16 protein-coding genes are annotated in these 19,010 nt (G+C 32.3%); 8 read left to right on the top strand and 8 right to left on the bottom strand.

Annotated elements, in window-relative coordinates:
• Positions 1–52: 52 nt before the first annotated feature.
• On the bottom strand, positions 53–1,114 hold the full coding sequence (locus ACTF56_RS04000) for a DUF2891 domain-containing protein (protein ID WP_438965624.1): 1,062 nt from the start codon (positions 1,112–1,114) through the stop codon (positions 53–55).
• 88 nt (positions 1,115–1,202) lie between these two features.
• Between ACTF56_RS04000 and ACTF56_RS03995 the strand changes: the two genes are divergently transcribed.
• Positions 1,203–1,454 carry a hypothetical protein gene (locus tag ACTF56_RS03995; RefSeq protein WP_438965803.1) on the top strand — a complete coding sequence of 84 codons (252 nt, stop codon included), beginning with the start codon at positions 1,203–1,205 and terminating at the stop codon, positions 1,452–1,454.
• Positions 1,455–1,515: 61 nt separating this feature from the next.
• On the opposite strand, the gene recQ is transcribed toward ACTF56_RS03995, so the two are convergent.
• Positions 1,516–3,711, bottom strand: a complete 2,196-nt coding sequence (gene recQ / locus ACTF56_RS03990; RefSeq protein ID WP_438965623.1) for a DNA helicase RecQ — start codon at positions 3,709–3,711, stop codon at positions 1,516–1,518.
• Between the two features lie 154 nt (positions 3,712–3,865).
• Here recQ and ACTF56_RS03985 point away from each other — a divergent pair, with 154 nt between their 5' ends.
• The 4 genes from ACTF56_RS03985 (at position 3,866) to lptB (ending at position 6,855) form a co-directional block, all read left to right on the top strand.
• Complete coding sequence (locus ACTF56_RS03985; protein WP_438965622.1) at positions 3,866–4,831, top strand: KpsF/GutQ family sugar-phosphate isomerase; 966 nt, start codon at positions 3,866–3,868, stop codon at positions 4,829–4,831.
• The gene (tatC, locus tag ACTF56_RS03980; RefSeq protein WP_438965621.1) at positions 4,831–5,655 is read left to right on the top strand and encodes a twin-arginine translocase subunit TatC; all 825 of its coding nucleotides are present in this window, start codon (positions 4,831–4,833) and stop codon (positions 5,653–5,655) included. The genes ACTF56_RS03985 and tatC overlap by 1 nt, the downstream gene beginning before the upstream one ends.
• Before the next feature lies 1 nt (position 5,656).
• Positions 5,657–6,007: a carboxymuconolactone decarboxylase family protein gene (locus tag ACTF56_RS03975; protein ID WP_438965620.1), complete on the top strand. Its 351-nt coding sequence runs from the start codon at positions 5,657–5,659 to the stop codon at positions 6,005–6,007.
• Positions 6,008–6,114: 107 nt separating this feature from the next.
• Positions 6,115–6,855, top strand: coding sequence for an LPS export ABC transporter ATP-binding protein (gene lptB, locus ACTF56_RS03970; RefSeq protein ID WP_438965619.1), 741 nt, complete (start codon positions 6,115–6,117; stop codon positions 6,853–6,855).
• Positions 6,856–7,118: 263 nt separating this feature from the next.
• Here lptB and ACTF56_RS03965 read toward each other — a convergent pair whose 3' ends face one another.
• Together ACTF56_RS03965 and ACTF56_RS03960 are read right to left on the bottom strand one after the other, a co-directional pair.
• Entirely contained in the window at positions 7,119–7,967 is an 849-nt protein-coding gene (locus tag ACTF56_RS03965) for a GH25 family lysozyme (RefSeq protein ID WP_438965618.1), read from the bottom strand.
• A gap of 14 nt (positions 7,968–7,981) precedes the next feature.
• A complete protein-coding gene (locus ACTF56_RS03960) occupies positions 7,982–8,722 on the bottom strand; it encodes a CDP-alcohol phosphatidyltransferase family protein (protein WP_438965617.1) in 741 nt (246 codons plus the stop codon).
• A 181-nt stretch (positions 8,723–8,903) separates the two neighbouring features.
• On the opposite strand from ACTF56_RS03960, the gene ACTF56_RS03955 reads away from it, so the two are divergent.
• From ACTF56_RS03955 to ACTF56_RS03945, 3 genes are all read left to right on the top strand, one after another.
• Entirely contained in the window at positions 8,904–9,893 is a 990-nt protein-coding gene (locus ACTF56_RS03955) for a PorV/PorQ family protein (protein ID WP_438965802.1), read from the top strand.
• Positions 9,894–9,961: 68 nt separating this feature from the next.
• Positions 9,962–11,071, top strand: coding sequence for a lipoprotein N-acyltransferase Lnb domain-containing protein (locus ACTF56_RS03950; protein WP_438965616.1), 1,110 nt, complete (start codon positions 9,962–9,964; stop codon positions 11,069–11,071).
• A 224-nt stretch (positions 11,072–11,295) separates the two neighbouring features.
• Positions 11,296–12,027 carry a tyrosine-protein phosphatase gene (locus tag ACTF56_RS03945; protein WP_438965615.1) on the top strand — a complete coding sequence of 244 codons (732 nt, stop codon included), beginning with the start codon at positions 11,296–11,298 and terminating at the stop codon, positions 12,025–12,027.
• A gap of 144 nt (positions 12,028–12,171) precedes the next feature.
• On the opposite strand, the gene ACTF56_RS03940 is transcribed toward ACTF56_RS03945, so the two are convergent.
• The 4 genes from ACTF56_RS03940 to ACTF56_RS03925 all read right to left on the bottom strand — a co-directional run bounded on the left by ACTF56_RS03940 (position 12,172) and on the right by ACTF56_RS03925 (position 18,469).
• Positions 12,172–14,541, bottom strand: a complete 2,370-nt coding sequence (locus ACTF56_RS03940; RefSeq protein WP_438965614.1) for a GumC family protein — start codon at positions 14,539–14,541, stop codon at positions 12,172–12,174.
• A gap of 1 nt (position 14,542) precedes the next feature.
• Positions 14,543–15,310: a polysaccharide biosynthesis/export family protein gene (locus ACTF56_RS03935; RefSeq protein WP_438965613.1), complete on the bottom strand. Its 768-nt coding sequence runs from the start codon at positions 15,308–15,310 to the stop codon at positions 14,543–14,545.
• Positions 15,311–15,373: 63 nt separating this feature from the next.
• Positions 15,374–17,308, bottom strand: a complete 1,935-nt coding sequence (locus ACTF56_RS03930; RefSeq protein ID WP_438965612.1) for a polysaccharide biosynthesis protein — start codon at positions 17,306–17,308, stop codon at positions 15,374–15,376.
• 24 nt (positions 17,309–17,332) lie between these two features.
• Positions 17,333–18,469, bottom strand: a complete 1,137-nt coding sequence (locus ACTF56_RS03925) for a DegT/DnrJ/EryC1/StrS family aminotransferase (RefSeq protein WP_438965611.1) — start codon at positions 18,467–18,469, stop codon at positions 17,333–17,335.
• Positions 18,470–19,010: the final 541 nt, after the last annotated feature.

The raw sequence follows: 19,010 nt of genomic DNA, 5'->3' as shown, positions 1-19,010 counted from the left end.
TATAGATATTCGAAATTCGGATTATAAATGTTTTGATAATTGGCAAAGATACTTATTTGATTTTGTTTTTTTCTTCAAAAGCTCTCAAGGCAAAAGAAGCTAACCAATGTTCTCCTTCGTAATTTCCATCTACTACTGAAGGCATAGAAAATTGCAAGTGTTTGTCTGCTAAAGTTTTTAAATGTGAAAACTCTTTTGGATATTTATTCATTAGGGAGTACATATTCCAAGCTCGACTAAAATTTAAACCATCTAAATGCACTAAATGACCGTCTGTTCTATCGGAAACTTGTGCGACTTCCCAAGTGAATTTTTTATCAAATAATTTCGGAGCAAACTTTTTTGCCCAAGGCAGAAATTCCTTTTTATCTAAAATTTTACTCATCAAACCTAATTCTTCCATGCATGGTGACAAGAAATCTGTTCCACTAGGTTCCCAAGTAAAAGGACAATCCTTATCGTTTAAGAACAATCGTTTAGCATTTTCTTTTATACTCTGTTGCAAGGTAAGATTTTCAGAAAAAACAGCATAATCCCAAGCGTTTGATAATCCAAAAGCTGTATTGGAGTGTGTTCCTACACGAATAGGATATCTTAATTTAGGTAAAAATTCAATATATCGTTCTATGATTAAATCAGTTAAAGGTTTTAAATTTTGTACTAATTCAATAGCAAAATTTTCTTTTGAAACCTCTAGTTCATGTTGCAATTTTAATAGCCAATTCCAACCATAAGTTCGTTCATAAGACTTTTCATGAGGTTTATTAAAATAGGCTATTTCTTGCGTAATGTTTTCTTTGGAGAGATTGGCTTTTAACTTTTGAATTATTTCTTCCTTATGATCTAAATCTTTAAAATTATTCAACAAATAAACCAAACTCCAATGTCCATGAACCGATGAATGCCAATCAAAACATCCATAAAAAGTAGGATGTAATTCTTTTGGAGATTGAATTTCGGTGCTATCAAGCAACATTTGATTTAGTTTATTGGGATATTCTTGTTGCAAGCATTTGATAGGTAAAGTGGCTAAATGATTGGCTTGTTCCAAAGTCAATTCTTGTGAAAAAGCCGTTTGAAACAATAAGAATAATAATAGTATTTTAGTTTTCATGTTTATTGATATTCAGAATTTCAGAAAATTAATTATACAAAAATAGTGATTTGAAAATTGACTTTGTAACTTTGAATTTTAAAAATAGATAATGCGAAAAATAAAACTGATTTGGGATTTTAGAGGAGAAGTTGCTGCTAAAACAGCAGAACATCACGAAATTCATTTAAAAGAATTTATTGAAGTTGAAAAATTAGAAGTAAACCTAACAGGTTTTGAAATTCTAAACGACATGTATGCCATCGCTTTTATGGTAGTGGAAGAAAAAGACATGATTGCTGTTCGTGATGCATTAAAACCTCATCGTGGAGAAGTTTTTGAGGAAAATTCCAAAAAATAAATTCCAAATTCCAATTATAAATCTTTGGAATTTGGAATTTTAAATATTGGAATTTCAACTTCTAATTTGCCACCTCACTGATAAATTTAATACGCATTAAACGTAATTCTTCGGTATCGTAATCACCATCAAATTCTTTTAAGGCTGCATCGATTTTATCAGATTCTGACTCCATAAAGTACTCGTGAATTTCTTCCTGTTGGTCGTCATCCAAAATGTCGTCTACCCAATATTTAATATTTAGCTTGGTGCCTGAATAAACAATTTGTTCCATTTCTTTCAACAAATCATCCATTGTTAATCCTTTGGCCTTAGCAATATCATCCAAAGCTAATTTTCTATCCACATTTTGAATGATATACAGTTTTAATCCAGAATTAGCTCCTGTAGATTTAACTACTAAATCATCAGGACGAATAATATCATTATCATCTACATAACGATTGATTAATTCAATAAATGGTTTACCGTATTTTTTAGCTTTCCCTTCACCTACTCCATGAATATTACTCAATTCTTCTATAGAAATCGGATATTTCAAAGCCATATCCTCTAAGGATGGATCTTGAAAAATAACAAACGGTGGAACGCCTAATTTTTTGGCTTCTTTTTTACGCAAATCTTTCAACATCGTCATCAAAGCCTCATCTGCAGTACCAGAAGATTTTGCAGCAGTAACAATAGCATCATCTTCCACCTCATTATATTCATGATCGCAAGACATCATAAATGAAACTGGATTTTTGAGATAGGCCTCTCCTTTAGAAGACAATTTCAAAACCCCATAACTCTCTATATCTTTATTCAATAATCCTGCAACCAAGACTTGACGGATTAATGCCATCCAATATTTTTCATCAAAGTTTTTTCCTTTTCCAAAATAAGGTTGAGCATCAATTTTCTGTGCTTTTATGATGGCATTTACTTTACCTACCAAAGCAAAAATCAATTCTTTAGACTTAAAAATTTGTTTGGTATCTTTAACCATATGCAACAAAACAACCACTTGATCTTGAGCCTCAGCCTTATTTTTTGGGTTGCGAACATTATCATCCATATCAGCTCCTTCTCCATTGACATCGTCAAATTCTTCCCCAAAATAATGAAGTAAAAACTTTCTACGACTCATAGAGGTTTCTGCATAAGCCACAACTTCTTGCAACAAAGCAAACCCCACTTCTTGTTCGGCAACGGGTTTACCTGACATGAATTTTTCTAACTTTTCAATGTCTTTATAAGAATAGTAAGCTAAACAATGTCCTTCTCCTCCATCTCGTCCTGCACGTCCTGTTTCTTGATAATAACTCTCTAATGATTTTGGAATATCGTGATGAATTACAAAACGCACGTCGGGCTTGTCAATTCCCATACCGAAAGCTATGGTTGCCACAACAACTTCCACATCTTCCATTAGGAACATGTCTTGGTGTTTCGCTCTGGTTTTGGCATCCAAACCTGCATGATAAGGTACTGCTGAGATTCCGTTTACTTGTAAAACTTGTGCAATTTCTTCTACCTTTTTACGACTTAAACAATAAATTACACCTGATTTACCTTTATGTTGTTTGATGAATCGAATGATATCAGATTCAATATTTTTGGTTTTGGTCCGTACTTCATAAAATAAATTAGGTCTATTAAAAGAAGCTTTAAAAGTATTAGCATTCGACATTTCTAAATTTTTCAAAATATCTTCTTGTACTTTTGGAGTAGCCGTTGCTGTTAAACCAATTATAGGAACATCACCTAATAACTTAATTATATTTCTTAAGTTTCTATATTCTGGTCTAAAATCGTGACCCCATTCAGAAATACAATGGGCTTCGTCAATCGCAACAAAGGATACAGGAACTTCATTAAAAAACTGAATATAATCTTCTTTGGCTAGTGACTCTGGTGCCACATAAAGCAACTTAGTAATTCCAGCACGTATATCCGATTTTACTTGGTTGACTTCCGTTTTATTTAAAGAAGAATTCAAAACATGTGCAATTCCGTATTCCGAACTAATACTACGCATCGCATCTACCTGATTTTTCATCAAGGCTATTAAAGGAGAAACTACAATAGCAGTTCCTTCTAAAACTAAAGCTGGTAATTGATAACAAAGTGATTTTCCACCACCAGTTGGCATGATTACAAAGGTATTATTCCCTGTAATTATACTTTTTACAACACCTTCTTGTAATCCTTTGAATTGATTAAATCCAAAATATTTTTTTAATTCTTTATGCAAATCGATTTCGCTTGATTTCATTCTTTTGTGTGCATTTATTTTGTTGAAGTAAATTCATTTTAACTACTTTATAATTATCCTAAAGAATATATTATGTATTAATATGATTTTACCTAAATTTGCAACTATAAATATACAACTTTCTTTAAAAAACCAAAAAAAATAACAATAAATTTTGAATACTACTGAAACTATTCTTTTCAATGCTAAGAAAACGATCTTAAATGAAAGTGAGAGTATTGCTAAACTTGTAGATTATTTAACTCCTGATTTTTCACAAAGTGTAGAAAAGATATACGCTTGTAAAGGTCGTGTGGTACTAACAGGAATCGGAAAAAGTGCAATCATAGCTCAAAAAATAGTGGCTACCTTAAACTCTACCGGAACACCTTCAATGTTTCTTCATGCCTCTGAAGCAGTGCATGGTGATTTAGGGATGTTGTTAAAAGAAGACATTGTAATCTGCATCTCTAAAAGCGGAAATAGTCCAGAAATTAAAGTTTTAGTACCTTTATTAAAACGTTTTGGAAATACTTTAATTGGAATGACAGCTGACTTAAATTCATTTTTAGGAAAAGAATCGCATCATATTTTACATGCTCATGTAGATGCGGAAGCTTGTCCAAACAATTTAGCACCAACAAATTCAACTACTGCACAACTGGTACTTGGTGATGCTTTAGCAGTTTGTTTAATGGAAATGAGAAATTTTAAAAGTGAAGATTTTGCGCTGTATCATCCCGGTGGTGCTTTAGGAAAAAAACTTTTATTGCGTGTAAAAGACATGTTAGACACCACACACAAACCTCAAGTGACTCCTGACGCCAGTATTAAAAAAGTCATCATGGAAATTTCTGAAAAAAGATTAGGGGTAACAGCTGTTGTTGAAAACGAGCTTGTAATTGGAATTATTACAGATGGTGACATTAGAAGAATGTTAAATGATAGAGATACATTTTCTGATTTAACAGCGAAAGACATAATGACCAAAAACCCAAAAAACATCAACGCTTCTATTTTAGTTAGCGAAGCTTTAAATGTTTTAGAAAACAACGCCATTACGCAACTTGTAGTAATGGACGATAACGAATACAAAGGAATTATTCATTTACACGATATTCTTAAAGAGGGAATAGTATAATGACAAAAAAGCATATAGGAGAAATGTCATTTTTGGATCATCTTGAGGAATTAAGATGGTTATTAATTAGAAGTACAATTGCGGTGCTATCCTTGGCGGGTGCTTCCTACTTTTTTATCGATTACATTTACAGTGAAATTTTATTTGGTCCAAAAAATCCAAAATTTGTCACGTACCAGTTTTTTTGTAAAATTCTTCAAAAATTCGAGGTACAAGATACTGGAATTTGCAATGCCGAAATGCCTTTCATCATTCAAAATACAGACATGGGAGGACAAGTTTCTTTCATGATTTGGACTTGTATTACGGTCGGATTTATAGTTGGATTTCCTTTCATTTTATGGGAATTATGGAAATTTATAAGTCCAGCACTTTACGATAAAGAAAAAAAATATGCTGTTTTATTTATAGTTGTTGCATCATTATTATTCTTTTTAGGAGTTCTGTTTGGTTATTTTATAATAACACCTTTATCCGTTTATTTCTTTGGCTCATTCTCTGCCAGTCCTGAAATTGTAAACGAATTCAATTTGGATTCCTATGTTGGAATGATAAAAACATCCGTACTTGCCTGTGGATTAATTTTTGAATTACCCATCATCATTTATTTTCTGTCAAAACTAGGTTTAGTTAGCCCAGAATCTTTAAGAAATTACCGAAAATACACGCTGGTAATTGTGTTAATTTTATCTGCAATCATAACACCACCAGACGTGATTAGTCAAGTCATAGTGGCCATTCCAATCATGATTTTATATGAAATTAGTATAGTAATTAGTGCCGTAGTTTATAAGAACATGAAAAAAAAAATAAAAAACACATAAAATGTCAAATGTAGTTCAAGAATTCAACGACTATCGTTCTAAAATGAATGAAAAGTTATTAGCCGACAACAATAAAATTGTAAAACGTATTTTCAACTTAGATACCAATGCTTATGCTGAAGGTGCTTTAGATGTTAAAACTAAAGAACTTTTAGGATTGGTAGCCTCTGCCGTCTTAAGATGCGACGACTGCATCAAATACCACTTAGAAACTGCCTATAAAAATGGGATTTCAAGAGAAGAAATGATGGAAGCTATGGGAATAGCAACCCTAGTTGGAGGTACTATCGTAATTCCACACCTAAGAAGAGCTTATGAGTTTTGGGAAGCCCTGGAAGAAAGTGTTCAGTAAGCAGAAAATAAATTATTGTTAAATCGTTGAACTGTTTATTCGTTTATTTGTTTATTTGTAACTTCATGCCTTTTAAACTCATAACCTTTTAAACTTATAACCATACTATGAAGCTTAGAGCAGAAAATTTAGTAAAAACATACAAAAAAAGAAGTGTCGTAAAAGGGATTTCTGTGGAAGTGAATCAAGGGGAAATTGTGGGACTTTTAGGACCAAATGGAGCTGGAAAAACGACCTCATTCTACATGATTGTGGGATTAGTAAAACCCAACAGCGGAAACATATTTTTGGATGATATGGACATTACTAATTTCCCAATGTACAAACGTGCTCAAAACGGAATTGGTTATTTGGCTCAAGAAGCTTCTGTTTTTAGAAAATTAAGTATTGAAGATAATATTTTAAGCGTTTTACAACTGACCAATAAAACTAAAGAAGAACAAGTAGCAAAAATGGAAGAATTGATTGCTGAATTTTCTTTAGAACACATTAGAACCAATCGGGGCGACCTACTTTCTGGAGGAGAACGTCGTAGAACCGAAATCGCTAGAGCTTTAGCTACTGATCCAAAATTCATTTTATTGGACGAACCTTTTGCAGGAGTTGACCCAGTAGCAGTAGAAGATATTCAAAGAATTGTAGCACAATTAAAAAATAAAAATATCGGAATTCTAATCACCGATCATAACGTTCAAGAAACGCTAGCCATCACCGATAAAACCTATCTAATGTTTGAAGGTGGTATTCTAAAAGCCGGAAAACCAGAAGAGTTAGTAGAAGATGAAATGGTTAGAAGAGTCTACCTAGGTCAAAATTTCGAATTGCGTAAGAAGAAGTTGGAGTTTTAGTTTCGGTTTGTAGTTTACAGTTTACAGTTATTGGTTTGTGAAAGTCAAATATTGTCACACTTTATTTTTAATATACATCCCGTTTTTTTTTAAAAAACACTTCGAACCTTGCGAAAAACTTAAAAAACTTTGCATTAAAACTCTTTGTGAGACTCTGTGTTACATCCCACAAAAACTTAGCAAAAAACTCTTCGTGAAACTTTGTGAAAACCTTTGTGCTACAACCAACAACTCAAAAATCCATCTTTCTAAATTCTAAATTTCTAACGAACACACTTCTCCAACAACTCCACCTTCAAACCATCATAAACATTAACATCAACTAAACCTTTTATACCACTTACTTGCGCCTTTTCGGTGAATTGCCAAATCCACCAATCCCGATGAACCTCTTTCTTCCAAAAATTGTAATTCGCAATCCAAAAAGGATACTCTGAAAATTCTTCTTTCAAAAAATCAGAATAATAACTTTCTCCAGAATAAATAATCGGCTTGACCTTATAATGCTGTTCCACCTTTACCAACCATCGTCTCAACCCTACTTTCAAACTGTCAAGAGATTGCGTTTTAGGCAATTTTTCTATATCTAAAATTGGAGGCAAATCTCCTTTAGTCAAACGAACCGTTTTAATGAAGTTTTCAGCTTGAGCAATAGAGTTTTCGTTAGGGCGATAATAGTGATAAGCACCACGAATATATTTCCCTTTGGTAGTGTTCCAATTGTGCTTAAACTGAGTATCCACCTTGTTTTTTCCTGCAGTAGCCCTACTGATTACAAAATCAATTTCATAAGACTCCTGTAATTTCTTAGGGACATTCCAATCAATATGCCCTTGATATTCCGACACATCGATACCAATTGTTTTATTACTGTAATGCTTTAAAATAGAATTGATATGAACATCATGAACCGCTCTATCTTTTGCATTCAGCAGTACCGGATTATTAGATTTAAATCCTAAATAATACAAAAACCGATTGCGATTTTGATACAAAGCCACACTCAAGACTACCAATAGAAAAGAAAAAAAGGCACCTTTAACCAACTTCATTCCCAAAGAACTTGAAGTTTTTCGTTTAGAGGGAGTTCTTACAATGCGTTTTTTTTTCAAAAGACATAAGAATATTAAACTTTAGCAGCCCTTTTATTTAAAAAAACAGAAACTAAAACGTAAGACAATATAATCAAAGGCAAAGCAATAAAATCAAGCAACAAGAATAAAATTATCGAAAACAGAATAAATAAATATTGCACTTTTGCTTTTTCCCAAGCTAAAGATTTTAATTTTAAAGAAAATAAAGGAATGTTGGCATTTAAAAAATAAGCACTTAAAAACGTAATTCCCATTAAAACATATGGATTACTCAATAATTCCGTGATACTTTCATACGAATTTTCAAATTGAATCATAGGAATACTCATAATCAACAAAGCGTTGGCTGGTGTGGGTAATCCAATAAAAGAATCAATTTGTCGTTTGTCAATGTTAAATTTAGCCAATCTATAACAAGAAGCAATAGTGATTAGAAAACCAAAATAAGGCACAACCCCCATGTAAAAAGTATCCTCAGTAACATAAAATTGTTCTTGAGTATTTTGTATGGTTTCAATCAAACTAAACATCATCAAACCAGGCACTACACCACTTGTGACCATGTCAGCCAGAGAATCTAATTGCAATCCTAATTCCCCAGAAACATTGAACTTTCTAGCAAAAAAGCCATCCCAAAAATCAAAGAAAATTCCTAAACAAACAAATAAAAACGCCTCATCATAATAGCCTTTAAAAATAGCAATTACAGCCAACAAACCGCTGGACAAATTCAACAAGGTGATAAAATTGGGAATGTGTTTTTTAATTTCCATACTAATTATGCTTATTTAAGGCAAATGTAATACAATAAGTTAAGAATTTTAGAGTTTAATAATTAAGAATTTTGTTAGATATTTGTAAAAAATAAATGTATTGAAAAAAGTTGCTTTTCTTTTCTTAATGGTTTCTGTAATCTCATGGAGTCAAACTACACGAAAATACTCTAATGAATTCATGAGTATTGGTGTAGATGCCGCTGCTTTAGGAATGAGCAACGCTGTAGTTTCTCACGCCAACGATGTCAATGCGGGTTATTGGAATCCTGCAGGTTTACTGCAATTAGAAAGTCAGCAAGTAGCACTAATGCATGCCAATTATTTTGCTAATATTGCCCAATACGATTACATTGCCTTTGGAATGCCTATTGACAACAGAAGTGCTTTAGGAATTTCTTTAATACGCTTTGGTGTCGATGATATTTTAAATACCACACAATTAATTGACAGTCAAGGAAATATCGACTACAATAGAATTTCTCTTTTTTCAACAGCCGATTATGGCTTAACTGTTTCCTATGCAAGGGCATTGCCTTTAGAAGGTTTTAATTACGGAATTAACGCTAAGGTGATAAGACGTGTTATTGGTGATTTTGCGAATTCTTGGGGTTTTGGTTTTGATTTAGGAATTCAGTATGAAAGCCAAAACGACTGGAAAGTGGGTTTAATGTTTAGAGACATAACAACAACTTATAACACCTGGACCATTAATGAAGAGGAATTCAACACCATAAGAGATGCCATTCCTGGTGAAAACCAAGAACTACCTGAAACTTCAGAAATCACCTTACCCAAAGCACAACTAGGAGTTTCTAAAAAATTTGAATTTCATAACGAAATGAGTCTGTTAGCAGCAACAAACCTAAACATGCAATTTGCTAAAACCAACGATATTTTTGCTACAGATGTGGTAAGTATTGATCCAGCGCTGGGCTTTGAATTGGGCTATACTGACTTAGTTTTTCTAAGAGCTGGTGTCGGAAATTTTCAACAAATCACTCAAATTGACAATACCAAAAAAGTAGGATTTCAACCTAATATTGGTTTGGGATTCAAATACAAAGGCATTCAAATTGACTATGCATTAACCGATTTAGGCGACCAAAGTGCCGCTTTATATTCCAACATATTTTCACTAAAAGTAGATTTAGATTTATTTAGAAGATAATTGGAAGAAAGTTTAAATATTGGAATTTATCTTTTAGAATTTAATTCTAATTGACACAAACACTTTTTATGATAAAAAAAATACTTTTCTTTTTAGTATTACTAAATGTTAGTTTTGGTTTTTCACTAGGATTTCAATGGAGTCAGGAAACAAAAGTTAGTGTAATTACTATTGGTGTTGCCAATGAATCTCATACCTTTTATGGCCACACAGGTCTTCGTTTTACCGACAATTCACAAGCTGTGGATATGGTGTTTAATTTTGGGTATTTTGACTTCAATACCGAGAATTTCTTACTAAAATTTGTAAAAGGAGATTTACAATACTTTGTGGCTGCTCAAAGATATGCTGATTTTGAATATGCCTACAAAATGGAAAACCGTTCCATATACGAACAAGAATTAGCTTTAAATCTCGAAGAAAAAAAACAACTTTTTGAACTCATAAACAAAACCTTATATTCTGAAGAACGTTTTTATACGTATAAGTTTATCGATAGAAATTGCACCACGATGGTCATTGATAAAATCAATGAAATCATGGGTACAAAAGTCATTAAATTTCAAGAAAAACAAAAAGTTACTTACAGAGAAGTATTGTTTCCATATACAAACAATCATTTTTATCAGCAATTAGGCATCAATTTAATATTTGGAACAAAAGTAGATCAAGAAGCATCAAAATTATTTTTACCCTTAGATTTAAAAAAAGAACTCCAAAAAATCAAATACAATGAAAAACCTCTTGTAATAAAAGAAACTACTGTATTTGAAGCCCAAAAAGTAGAGGATTTTTCGTATTGGGACAGCATTTATTCGCTTATAGCTGTAATGCTAATTTTAATAATGAGCAACAACAAAACATTAGATTTAATCTACTTCATCATTCTAGGTTTGTTAGGAATTTTATTTTGTTTGGTAGGATTTTATTCGCTTCACGAAGAAGTTTTATGGAATTATAATGCCCTACTTATAAATCCTTTTTATTTACTTCTAGTAGTTTTCATGTGGAAAAAAAATACTAAAAAAATCAATCAAGTAAAATCATTTTTAGCATTTACTTTACTAATCTATGCTTTATACATGATTAACAAAGCGCATTTAACTTCAGTAGCACCAATCATTATGGCTAACGCAATTTTACTTTACAGAACAAACAAAATTCTCAAATTCAAATAATTTCGAATTTAATTTTTGGAATTTGGAATATTGGAATTTCTGTAAATCGTCAGCAAAAAGTGTACTGATTTAGTCAAAAACTAAGAGAGTGTTTTCAAAAATTATTAAATTTGAATTATTATGAAAACACCAACTTTAAACAAAAAAACTCAATGAAACAATATGAAAAAAAAAACACCAACTAAAAAAACTAAATTTGCATCAAACAAAATAAAAATCAAAAAATGTTCTCTATTTTCAAACCCAAATCATTTTTAAGAGATCTAATTCCAAACGATTATGTAGACATACATTCCCATGTCTTACATGGAATAGATGATGGAGCAAAGACAAAAGAAGACTCCGAATTCTTGTTAGAAAGCATGATTAATTTTGGATTTAAAAAAGTCATTACTACACCGCACACCATAAAATACGTTTGGGAAAATACTTCCGAAACCATAAACAATGCTTTTAATACAACAAGAGAAGACTTATCTGACTTAAGCAACAAAGTACAATTAAAAGCCGCTTCAGAATATTTAATGGACGACCACTTCGTAAGTTTATTCAAAGAAGGAGAACTACTAACCTTGAAAGACAAAATGGTTTTAGTAGAAATGTCCTATATAAACCCACCCATACAACTTTTTGATATTATTTTTGAATTACAAGTAGCGGGATACACCCCTATTTTAGCCCATCCAGAACGATATAATTTTTACCACAACAATTTTGAGGTCTATAACAAATTAAAAAAAGCAGGCTGTTATTTTCAAATGAACTTACTTTCATCAGTAGGATATTATGGAAAACCAGTGGCTGAAACCGCAAACAGACTTTTAAAAAACAACATGATTGATTTTGTAGGTTCAGATTTCCACCACAAACAACACATTGCAGCATTTTCCAGTCCAATCATCATAAAGGAAATAGAAGCCATAAAAAAAGCAGCTATAAATAACTGCTCATTTTAATTATTTTTTAGATAGTGCATTACTTAGCAGCTTAGTAACTTTACAGCTCAGAAACTTCTCGACTTTGCGACTTAGTGGCTGAACAACTCAACAACTTTTCAGCTCAGAAACTTTGCAACTTTGCGACTTAGTGGCTCAAAAACTTTATTTCTTAAAAAAACCTACAATTTTTTTAAACCACGATTCCTCAACAACTTCAACGCCATACCCGTACCCGTAGCCGTACCCGTAGCCGTACCCGTAACCTTTATTGACATTAGTATCATTCAATACAACAGCCATATTATTCAATTTTTTCTCTTTGTACAAATCATTAGGCACAACCAACATTCGTTTATCCAAATAATTTGCTCTTACTACATACAAGAAACAATCCGATAATTTATTAATGATAAAGGTATCCGTTACCAATCCAACAGGAGCAGTATCAACCACAATATAATCGTAGTCTTGTTTTAATTGTTCAAACAACAACTCAACACGTTCTCCCATCAATAATTCAGCAGGATTTGGTGGAATAATTCCAGCAGGTAGTACGTAAAAATTAGCATAATTATCCAATTTAACTATGTAAGAAGCTATAGAACTATCCTCAGAAGTCAAATAATTGGTCAATCCTCTTTGTGGTATAGTTAGGTATTCATCCAATTTTGGGTTTCTAATATCCATTCCAACAAGAAGTACTTTTTTACCAGATAAAGCAAGAGTACCCGCAAGATTTACAGAAATAAAAGTCTTACCTTCTTTAGGGAACGTGGAAGTAACAAAAATAGTCTTTGCTCTAGTATCTTTTTTACCATTCAATAAGAATTCTAAGTTGGTTCTGATAATTCGCATGGCTTCTGCCGAACTAGTTCGACTATTAGCCTCAATAATGGTGGAAGAATCATCGGAACTTGGCACATCTCCCAAGAAAGGAATGTTAGTATTTTTTTCAATATCAACTCTTGATTTCACCTTAGTATCCAATAAATAAATCAAATAAATAATAATAAAAGGAACTAACAAACCAATTAAAAAAGCACCCAAATAAATCATACGATTATTAGGCGAAACAGGAGAATTTGAAGCTAGAGCAGCATCTATAACTTTAGCATTAGCAGAGGTAATTGCTAAAGAAATGGCAGCTTCTTCTCTTTTTTCTAACAAATACAAATACAAAGATTGCTTGATATTTTGTTGTCTAGACAAACCTCTAAACTCTTTTTCTTGCGTAGGTATTTGTGAAATTTTACCATCCAAAATAGCACCTTGTCTATTCAAATCACGTTTCTTTATCTCTAGCGTTTGCTTTAAACTCGCTATACTTCCTTTTACGTTCGACTTTAAATCTGCAATTTGTCGATCAAGGGCAATGATTTGAGGGTTATCAGGACCTGCACCACTTTCAATAAAGTTTTTTCTTGTAATGATTAATTGATTATATTGGTCAATCGATTCATTGGCGCCACTTTCTGTACTGATAACAGAGGCAGGAATTAATTCGTTTTTATTGTTAGAAATAAACTCTGAAACTAAATTAGTGACCTTAAGCTGCATTTCGTTTTCAACCACTTTTTTTTCATATTCCGAAGCATTATCCAAAAATAAACCAGCTTCAGAAGGGATGTCTGTAATTTTGTTATTTTTTTTAAAAGACTCTTCGTCAGTTTCAACATCTTTCAACTCTTTTGAAATTAGTACCAAACGCTGATCAATAAAATTCTGAGTGCTTTCGGAAATGTAATTTTTATCAGAAATAGCATCTTCATTATAACTTTTTACCAAAGTATTTAAAAACTCTTCTGCTCTTTTTCTGTTAGGATCTGTTATAGAAAGCTCAATAACACTAGTGTTTTTACTTAATGCAGAAACATTCAAGCGACTTGTAAAACTTTGCACCAAACTTTTAACAGGGGCCAACTGAACCATAATTGAAAAATTAGTGTTTTTCGAATTTTGATTAATAACCAGTAAGTCAGCATTTTTAAGCCTAATTTTTTGTCCAAAATTAAAGTCGCCAAGCTTTTTATCAGTAGAGTCGTACAAACTATATTTATCGTTACTCAGCCTGGTAATTACATAAGATTGATTTTGATTGTTAAAGCTTTCATCATAATTAGAAAAGAAAACTTTAACAGGCAACCCATCATACAATTCTCCATCTTTAACCCTTCCTCGATTAAAATATTGAATGTTTAGATTAAGTTCTAGAATCGTTTTTTCAATTAAAGTTCTTGATTTAATAATCTCTATTTCATTATCTACATTATTTTTAGCACCAGATAACATTCCTAATTCAGAAAAAGCAGCCAACTCATTAGCCACACCCCCTTTTCGATCATCTTTAACCAATAACGTTGTTGTAGCTTTATAAATTGGGGTAGAATAACGCAAATAGAAAAACGCTAAAGAAACAAAAACAACTAAACTCAACAAAAACCAATGCCAATAAAACAAATATTTTTCAAACTCTTCTCTTAGATTTATATTGGTTTCTTTCTCTTTACTAGAGTTTTTTATTTCTTGTTGCATATTATTTTGTAGTTAAGGCTATTATAGTGATAATCAGAGATAAAGCAGAAATCCCGACAGTTACATTGGGTCCAATTACGGAAGAGTTAACTTTGGTTTTATTAGGCTCAACAAAAATTACATCATTTTGAGACAAGTAATAATAAGGGGAATTGATAAAATCTCCTTTGGTGATATCAACCTTATTAAAACTTTTAACACCATTTTCTTCACGAATGATGAGGATATTATCCCTTCTTCCATATATAGTTAAATCTCCTGCCATACTCAATGCTTCCAACAAAGTAACTCGTTCGGTAGAAATGGGAAAAATACCCGGTTTTGCAACCTCACCTTGAACAGAAACTTTATAATTTAAAATTCGAATCGTAACCACAGGGTCTTTTAACTTTCCCTCTAAAAGTGTTGTAATATCTTTAGCCAATTCATTTCTTGTTTTACCAGCTGCTTTTACATTTCCAAGATTTGGCATTTGAATAATTCCTTCTTGATCGATTTGATAAGACAAGAGTTGTTGAATTCCACGACCTGAAGTATCGTTATTTGAAACAGCTACGTTTGACAAATTATAAGGCTGAGAAATAATAGGGTTATCCGTAGAGATAACAATCATCAACAAATCATCCGGTTGAAGTACAGCCTGAAAATCAGCAGTTTTTTCTTCATTATTTTGAACATCTCTTAACAAGGTAAATTTTTCGGCCGAAGCACAAGAGCCTAACATAATAATAAGAGTTAAAACAAAAAATACAGGAAAAATTCTATTCATAAGGTGTTTTTTAAAAAAAGCAAAGATACATTAAATAAAAAGTTTGAAAAAGGAATCTAAAAATTAATCCAAACTTTGATAAGTAGAGTTCATACTTAGGAATTCTGGAACAATCACTTTCATTTTAGTAACGATTTCAATAGGTTGTTTATTTTGAGACAAGTCAATTAATTGATTAATATGGCCTATATTAGCCTCATAATCTTCAAAAAGATCTTGAGCAATCATAATTTTCTCATGATGCGTAGGCAATGTTTTGGAAGTATCATTTAATAATTCTTCGTACAATTTCTCTCCAGGACGAAGCCCTACAATCTTAATTTGAATTTCTTTATCAGGCTCATAACCAGCCAATTGTATCATTTTTCGAGCCAAATCAATAATCTTAACAGGTTTACCCATATCAAAAATATAAATTTCACCACCCTTACCCATCGCACCTGCTTCTAAAACCAACTGACAAGCCTCTGGAATGGTCATAAAATACCGGATAATATCAGGATGCGTTATAGTGATAGGGCCACCTTTTTCAATTTGCTGTTTAAATAAAGGCACTACAGAACCATTGGAACCCAAAACATTGCCAAACCTAGTCGTAATAAATTTAGTATCTTCATCACCATGCTTACTTTGCATAGAAATGACATATTTTTCAGCAATTCGTTTACTAGCTCCCATAACATTACTAGGATTTACAGCCTTATCAGTGGAAACCATAACAAACTTTTTAACCTTATGTTTTAACGAAAGATCAACCATGTTTTTGGTGCCCTTTACATTGGTATTTACTGCTTGAAATGGATTTTCTTCCATCAAAGGAACATGTTTGTAGGCAGCAGCATGATATACTAAATCGGGTGTATAAGTAGAAAACAAACCTTCCAAACAACTTTGATCTCTGATATCGATAAGTGCAGGTAGAACCTCAATAGACTTATCAATTATAGTTTTGTTAATTTCAATAAACAAATGATGCAAAGGAGTTTCCGCTTGGTCAATTAGTAGTAAGCGCTTAGGCTTAAAGTCCAACAATTGCCAAACTATTTCACTACCTATTGAACCCGCAGCTCCTGTGATAAAAATAGTTTTACCTGTGATTTGACTAGAAATCAACTTATTGTCCAATACTATAGGTTTTCTTTCTAATAAATCTTCAATCTCAAAACTTTTAATTTGTTTCGAAATCTCATTTTCATTTTCCCAATTGGTTATGGTTGGAACGGTATAAACTTTAATATTGTAATTTAAGCAATCATCAATAATAGCTAATTTTTCTTCTTTGGTAAGTGATTTTTCAGCAATAATAAGCGCTTTAGCACTAAAACTTCTCAGGATTACTGAGGTCTTTTTAGAACTGTACAAAATAGGTAATCCTAAAATACTTTTGGAACGATTCGATTTGGAATTACCCATAAAGGCAACTACTTTAAATCGAGATGGAATTTCAGATTTAATAGCATTGGCAATAGCAATCGCATTGGCATCTGCACCATAGACTATCGTAGGTATTAGATTTTTAGAATGATCTGCGTTGATAAAATTTTCAAATATATATTTAACAAAAATTCTAAAGAAAAATAAAAAGGCAAAGGACAAAATAAAACTCAATACCAATCCAGAAATCAAATATACCTTTTTGTCAAAAAAAACTTCAAAAAGAAAATTGAGTCCTATTAGGGTTAGAAAAGAAAAGAAAGTCGAAGCCAAAAGACGCACAGCATCAACAAAACTACTATGCCTCACAATACCTGCATAAGTCCTAAAAAGGACAAAAAACAAAACATTTACAAAAACAACTATAGAATACCTTTCTAAAAAAGTAAAAGTTGGATAAAAATGCTGGGTAAGATTCTTCAACATCATATAAGTAAGCGCATTAGCAACTACTATAATGACAATATCAATAAAAAAAATCAACCATCTTGGCAAATAACCAAAATTATCAAATCGATTATGAAATAAAAGCTTCAAAAGCTTATCTAAGTATTTTTCTCTCAATGGATTTGGTGTTATCGTTTTGTTCTAAACAAATGTACTAAAAAAAGCTTGTAAATTTTGAGAAATAAAATCCCTGTTCAAATCAGTCAAATTAGAGCCTGAAGGCAAGCATAAGCCTTTCTCAAACAAAGTCTCAGCAACATTGGTACCATAATAAGGATAAGCTGCAAAAACGGGTTGCATATGCATAGGCTTCCATAAAGGTCTCGATTCGATAGTGTTTTGTTCCAAAAACAATCGTAACGCTTCTCTTTTCTCATAAGATTCCAAAACAATAGCACTCAACCAATGATTGGAAAAATAATCCTGATGAGATTCTGTTAAAACAGCAACTTCTTCAGAAGATTCAAAAAATGTACTATAAAAATCTTGCATGGCTCTCCTTTGAGAAACCCTCAAATCTATTACTTCCATTTGCCCTCGTCCAATGCCAGCACAAATATTACTCATTCGGTAATTATATCCCACTTCCGAATGCTGATAATGAGGCGCCTGGTCTCTTGATTGAGTAGCAAAAAAGATAGCTTTATCCTTATGCGCTTTAGTTTTACAAACCAAGGCTCCACCACCAGAGGTAGTAATTATTTTATTACCGTTAAAAGACAAAACACCAAAAGCACCAAAAGTACCACACTTCTGACCCTTATAAGTACTTCCCAAGGCTTCAGCACTATCTTCAATTAAAGGAATATCATATTTTTGAGAAACAGCTAAAATTTCATCCACTTTAAAAGGCATTCCATACAAATGAACCCCAATAATAGCTTTCGGTTTTTTACCTTTTGCAATACGATCCAAAATAGCTTCTTCTAAAGCAAGGGGACATAAATTCCAAGTATCTTTTTCACTATCTATAAAAACAGGAACAGCTCCTTGATATAAAATAGGATTCGCAGAAGCTGAAAAAGTCATACTTTGACATAGAACCTCATCGCCCAAACCAACGCCAAGCAAAATCAAAGCCAAATGCAAAGCAGCAGTTCCCGAACTTAAGGCAGCAACATGAACCTCTTCATTCAAATAAGCTTCTAGATCAAGTTCCAAACCCGAAACATTAGGTCCTAAAGGAGCTACCCAATTGGTATCAAAAGCCTCCTTTACATAGTTTTGCTCATTACCTCCCATGTGTGGAGAAGATAACCATATTTTGTCTGGATTCATTTTATTGTATTACGTTTTGAATTTTGCAAATATAATGCTTTTTTAGATGCTCTAATAAATCAATTTTGTTAACTTTTTAAATAAAAATAAAAAATAATCAAATGTTAACTATAAAATGTAAACCATCAACAACCAACCACCAACAAACTCCCCTCTTCCCAAGAGGGGTGCCCAAAGGGCGGGGTGTTCCTAAACAAAATAAACATCTCCCCATCTCCCACCAACCACCAACCATCAACAAAAATCCCCACTCCCAAAGGCGTGCCCAAAGACCATGGTGTAAAAACCCATAAACCAAAAAACCATCAACCATCAACAACCATAAAACTCAGTAAAACTCTATGATACAAAAACCACCAACCAAAAAAATCCCCTCTCCCAGAGGGGTGGTCAAAGACCGGGGTGTAAAAACCATCAACCATCAACAACCAAAAAAAATCCGTAAAACTTTATGATACAATAACCACTGAGTTGTCCTAAAAAAGGTTGACTCGTTAATAATTCAAATATAGTTAAATCGTAACAGAATTAATTCTGTTAC

Origin of the sequence: Flavobacterium sp. (assembly GCF_965657075.1) — a bacterium.
Lineage (GTDB): Bacteria > Bacteroidota > Bacteroidia > Flavobacteriales > Flavobacteriaceae > Flavobacterium.
This window is presented reverse-complemented; position numbering and strand designations above follow the sequence as displayed.

Coding starts and splice junctions, on each gene's coding strand:
- ACTF56_RS04000 (WP_438965624.1), bottom strand. CDS start 1,114: ATGAAAACTAAAATACTATTATTATTCTTATTGTTTCAAACGGCTTTT.
- ACTF56_RS03935 (WP_438965613.1), bottom strand. CDS start 15,310: ATGAATAGAATTTTTCCTGTATTTTTTGTTTTAACTCTTATTATTATG.
- ACTF56_RS03955 (WP_438965802.1), top strand. CDS start 8,904: ATGAGTATTGGTGTAGATGCCGCTGCTTTAGGAATGAGCAACGCTGTA.
- ACTF56_RS03945 (WP_438965615.1), top strand. CDS start 11,296: ATGTTCTCTATTTTCAAACCCAAATCATTTTTAAGAGATCTAATTCCA.
- tatC (WP_438965621.1), top strand. CDS start 4,831: ATGACAAAAAAGCATATAGGAGAAATGTCATTTTTGGATCATCTTGAG.
- recQ (WP_438965623.1), bottom strand. CDS start 3,711: ATGAAATCAAGCGAAATCGATTTGCATAAAGAATTAAAAAAATATTTT.
- ACTF56_RS03925 (WP_438965611.1), bottom strand. CDS start 18,469: ATGAATCCAGACAAAATATGGTTATCTTCTCCACACATGGGAGGTAAT.
- ACTF56_RS03960 (WP_438965617.1), bottom strand. CDS start 8,722: ATGGAAATTAAAAAACACATTCCCAATTTTATCACCTTGTTGAATTTG.
- ACTF56_RS03975 (WP_438965620.1), top strand. CDS start 5,657: ATGTCAAATGTAGTTCAAGAATTCAACGACTATCGTTCTAAAATGAAT.
- ACTF56_RS03950 (WP_438965616.1), top strand. CDS start 9,962: ATGATAAAAAAAATACTTTTCTTTTTAGTATTACTAAATGTTAGTTTT.
- ACTF56_RS03940 (WP_438965614.1), bottom strand. CDS start 14,541: ATGCAACAAGAAATAAAAAACTCTAGTAAAGAGAAAGAAACCAATATA.
- lptB (WP_438965619.1), top strand. CDS start 6,115: ATGAAGCTTAGAGCAGAAAATTTAGTAAAAACATACAAAAAAAGAAGT.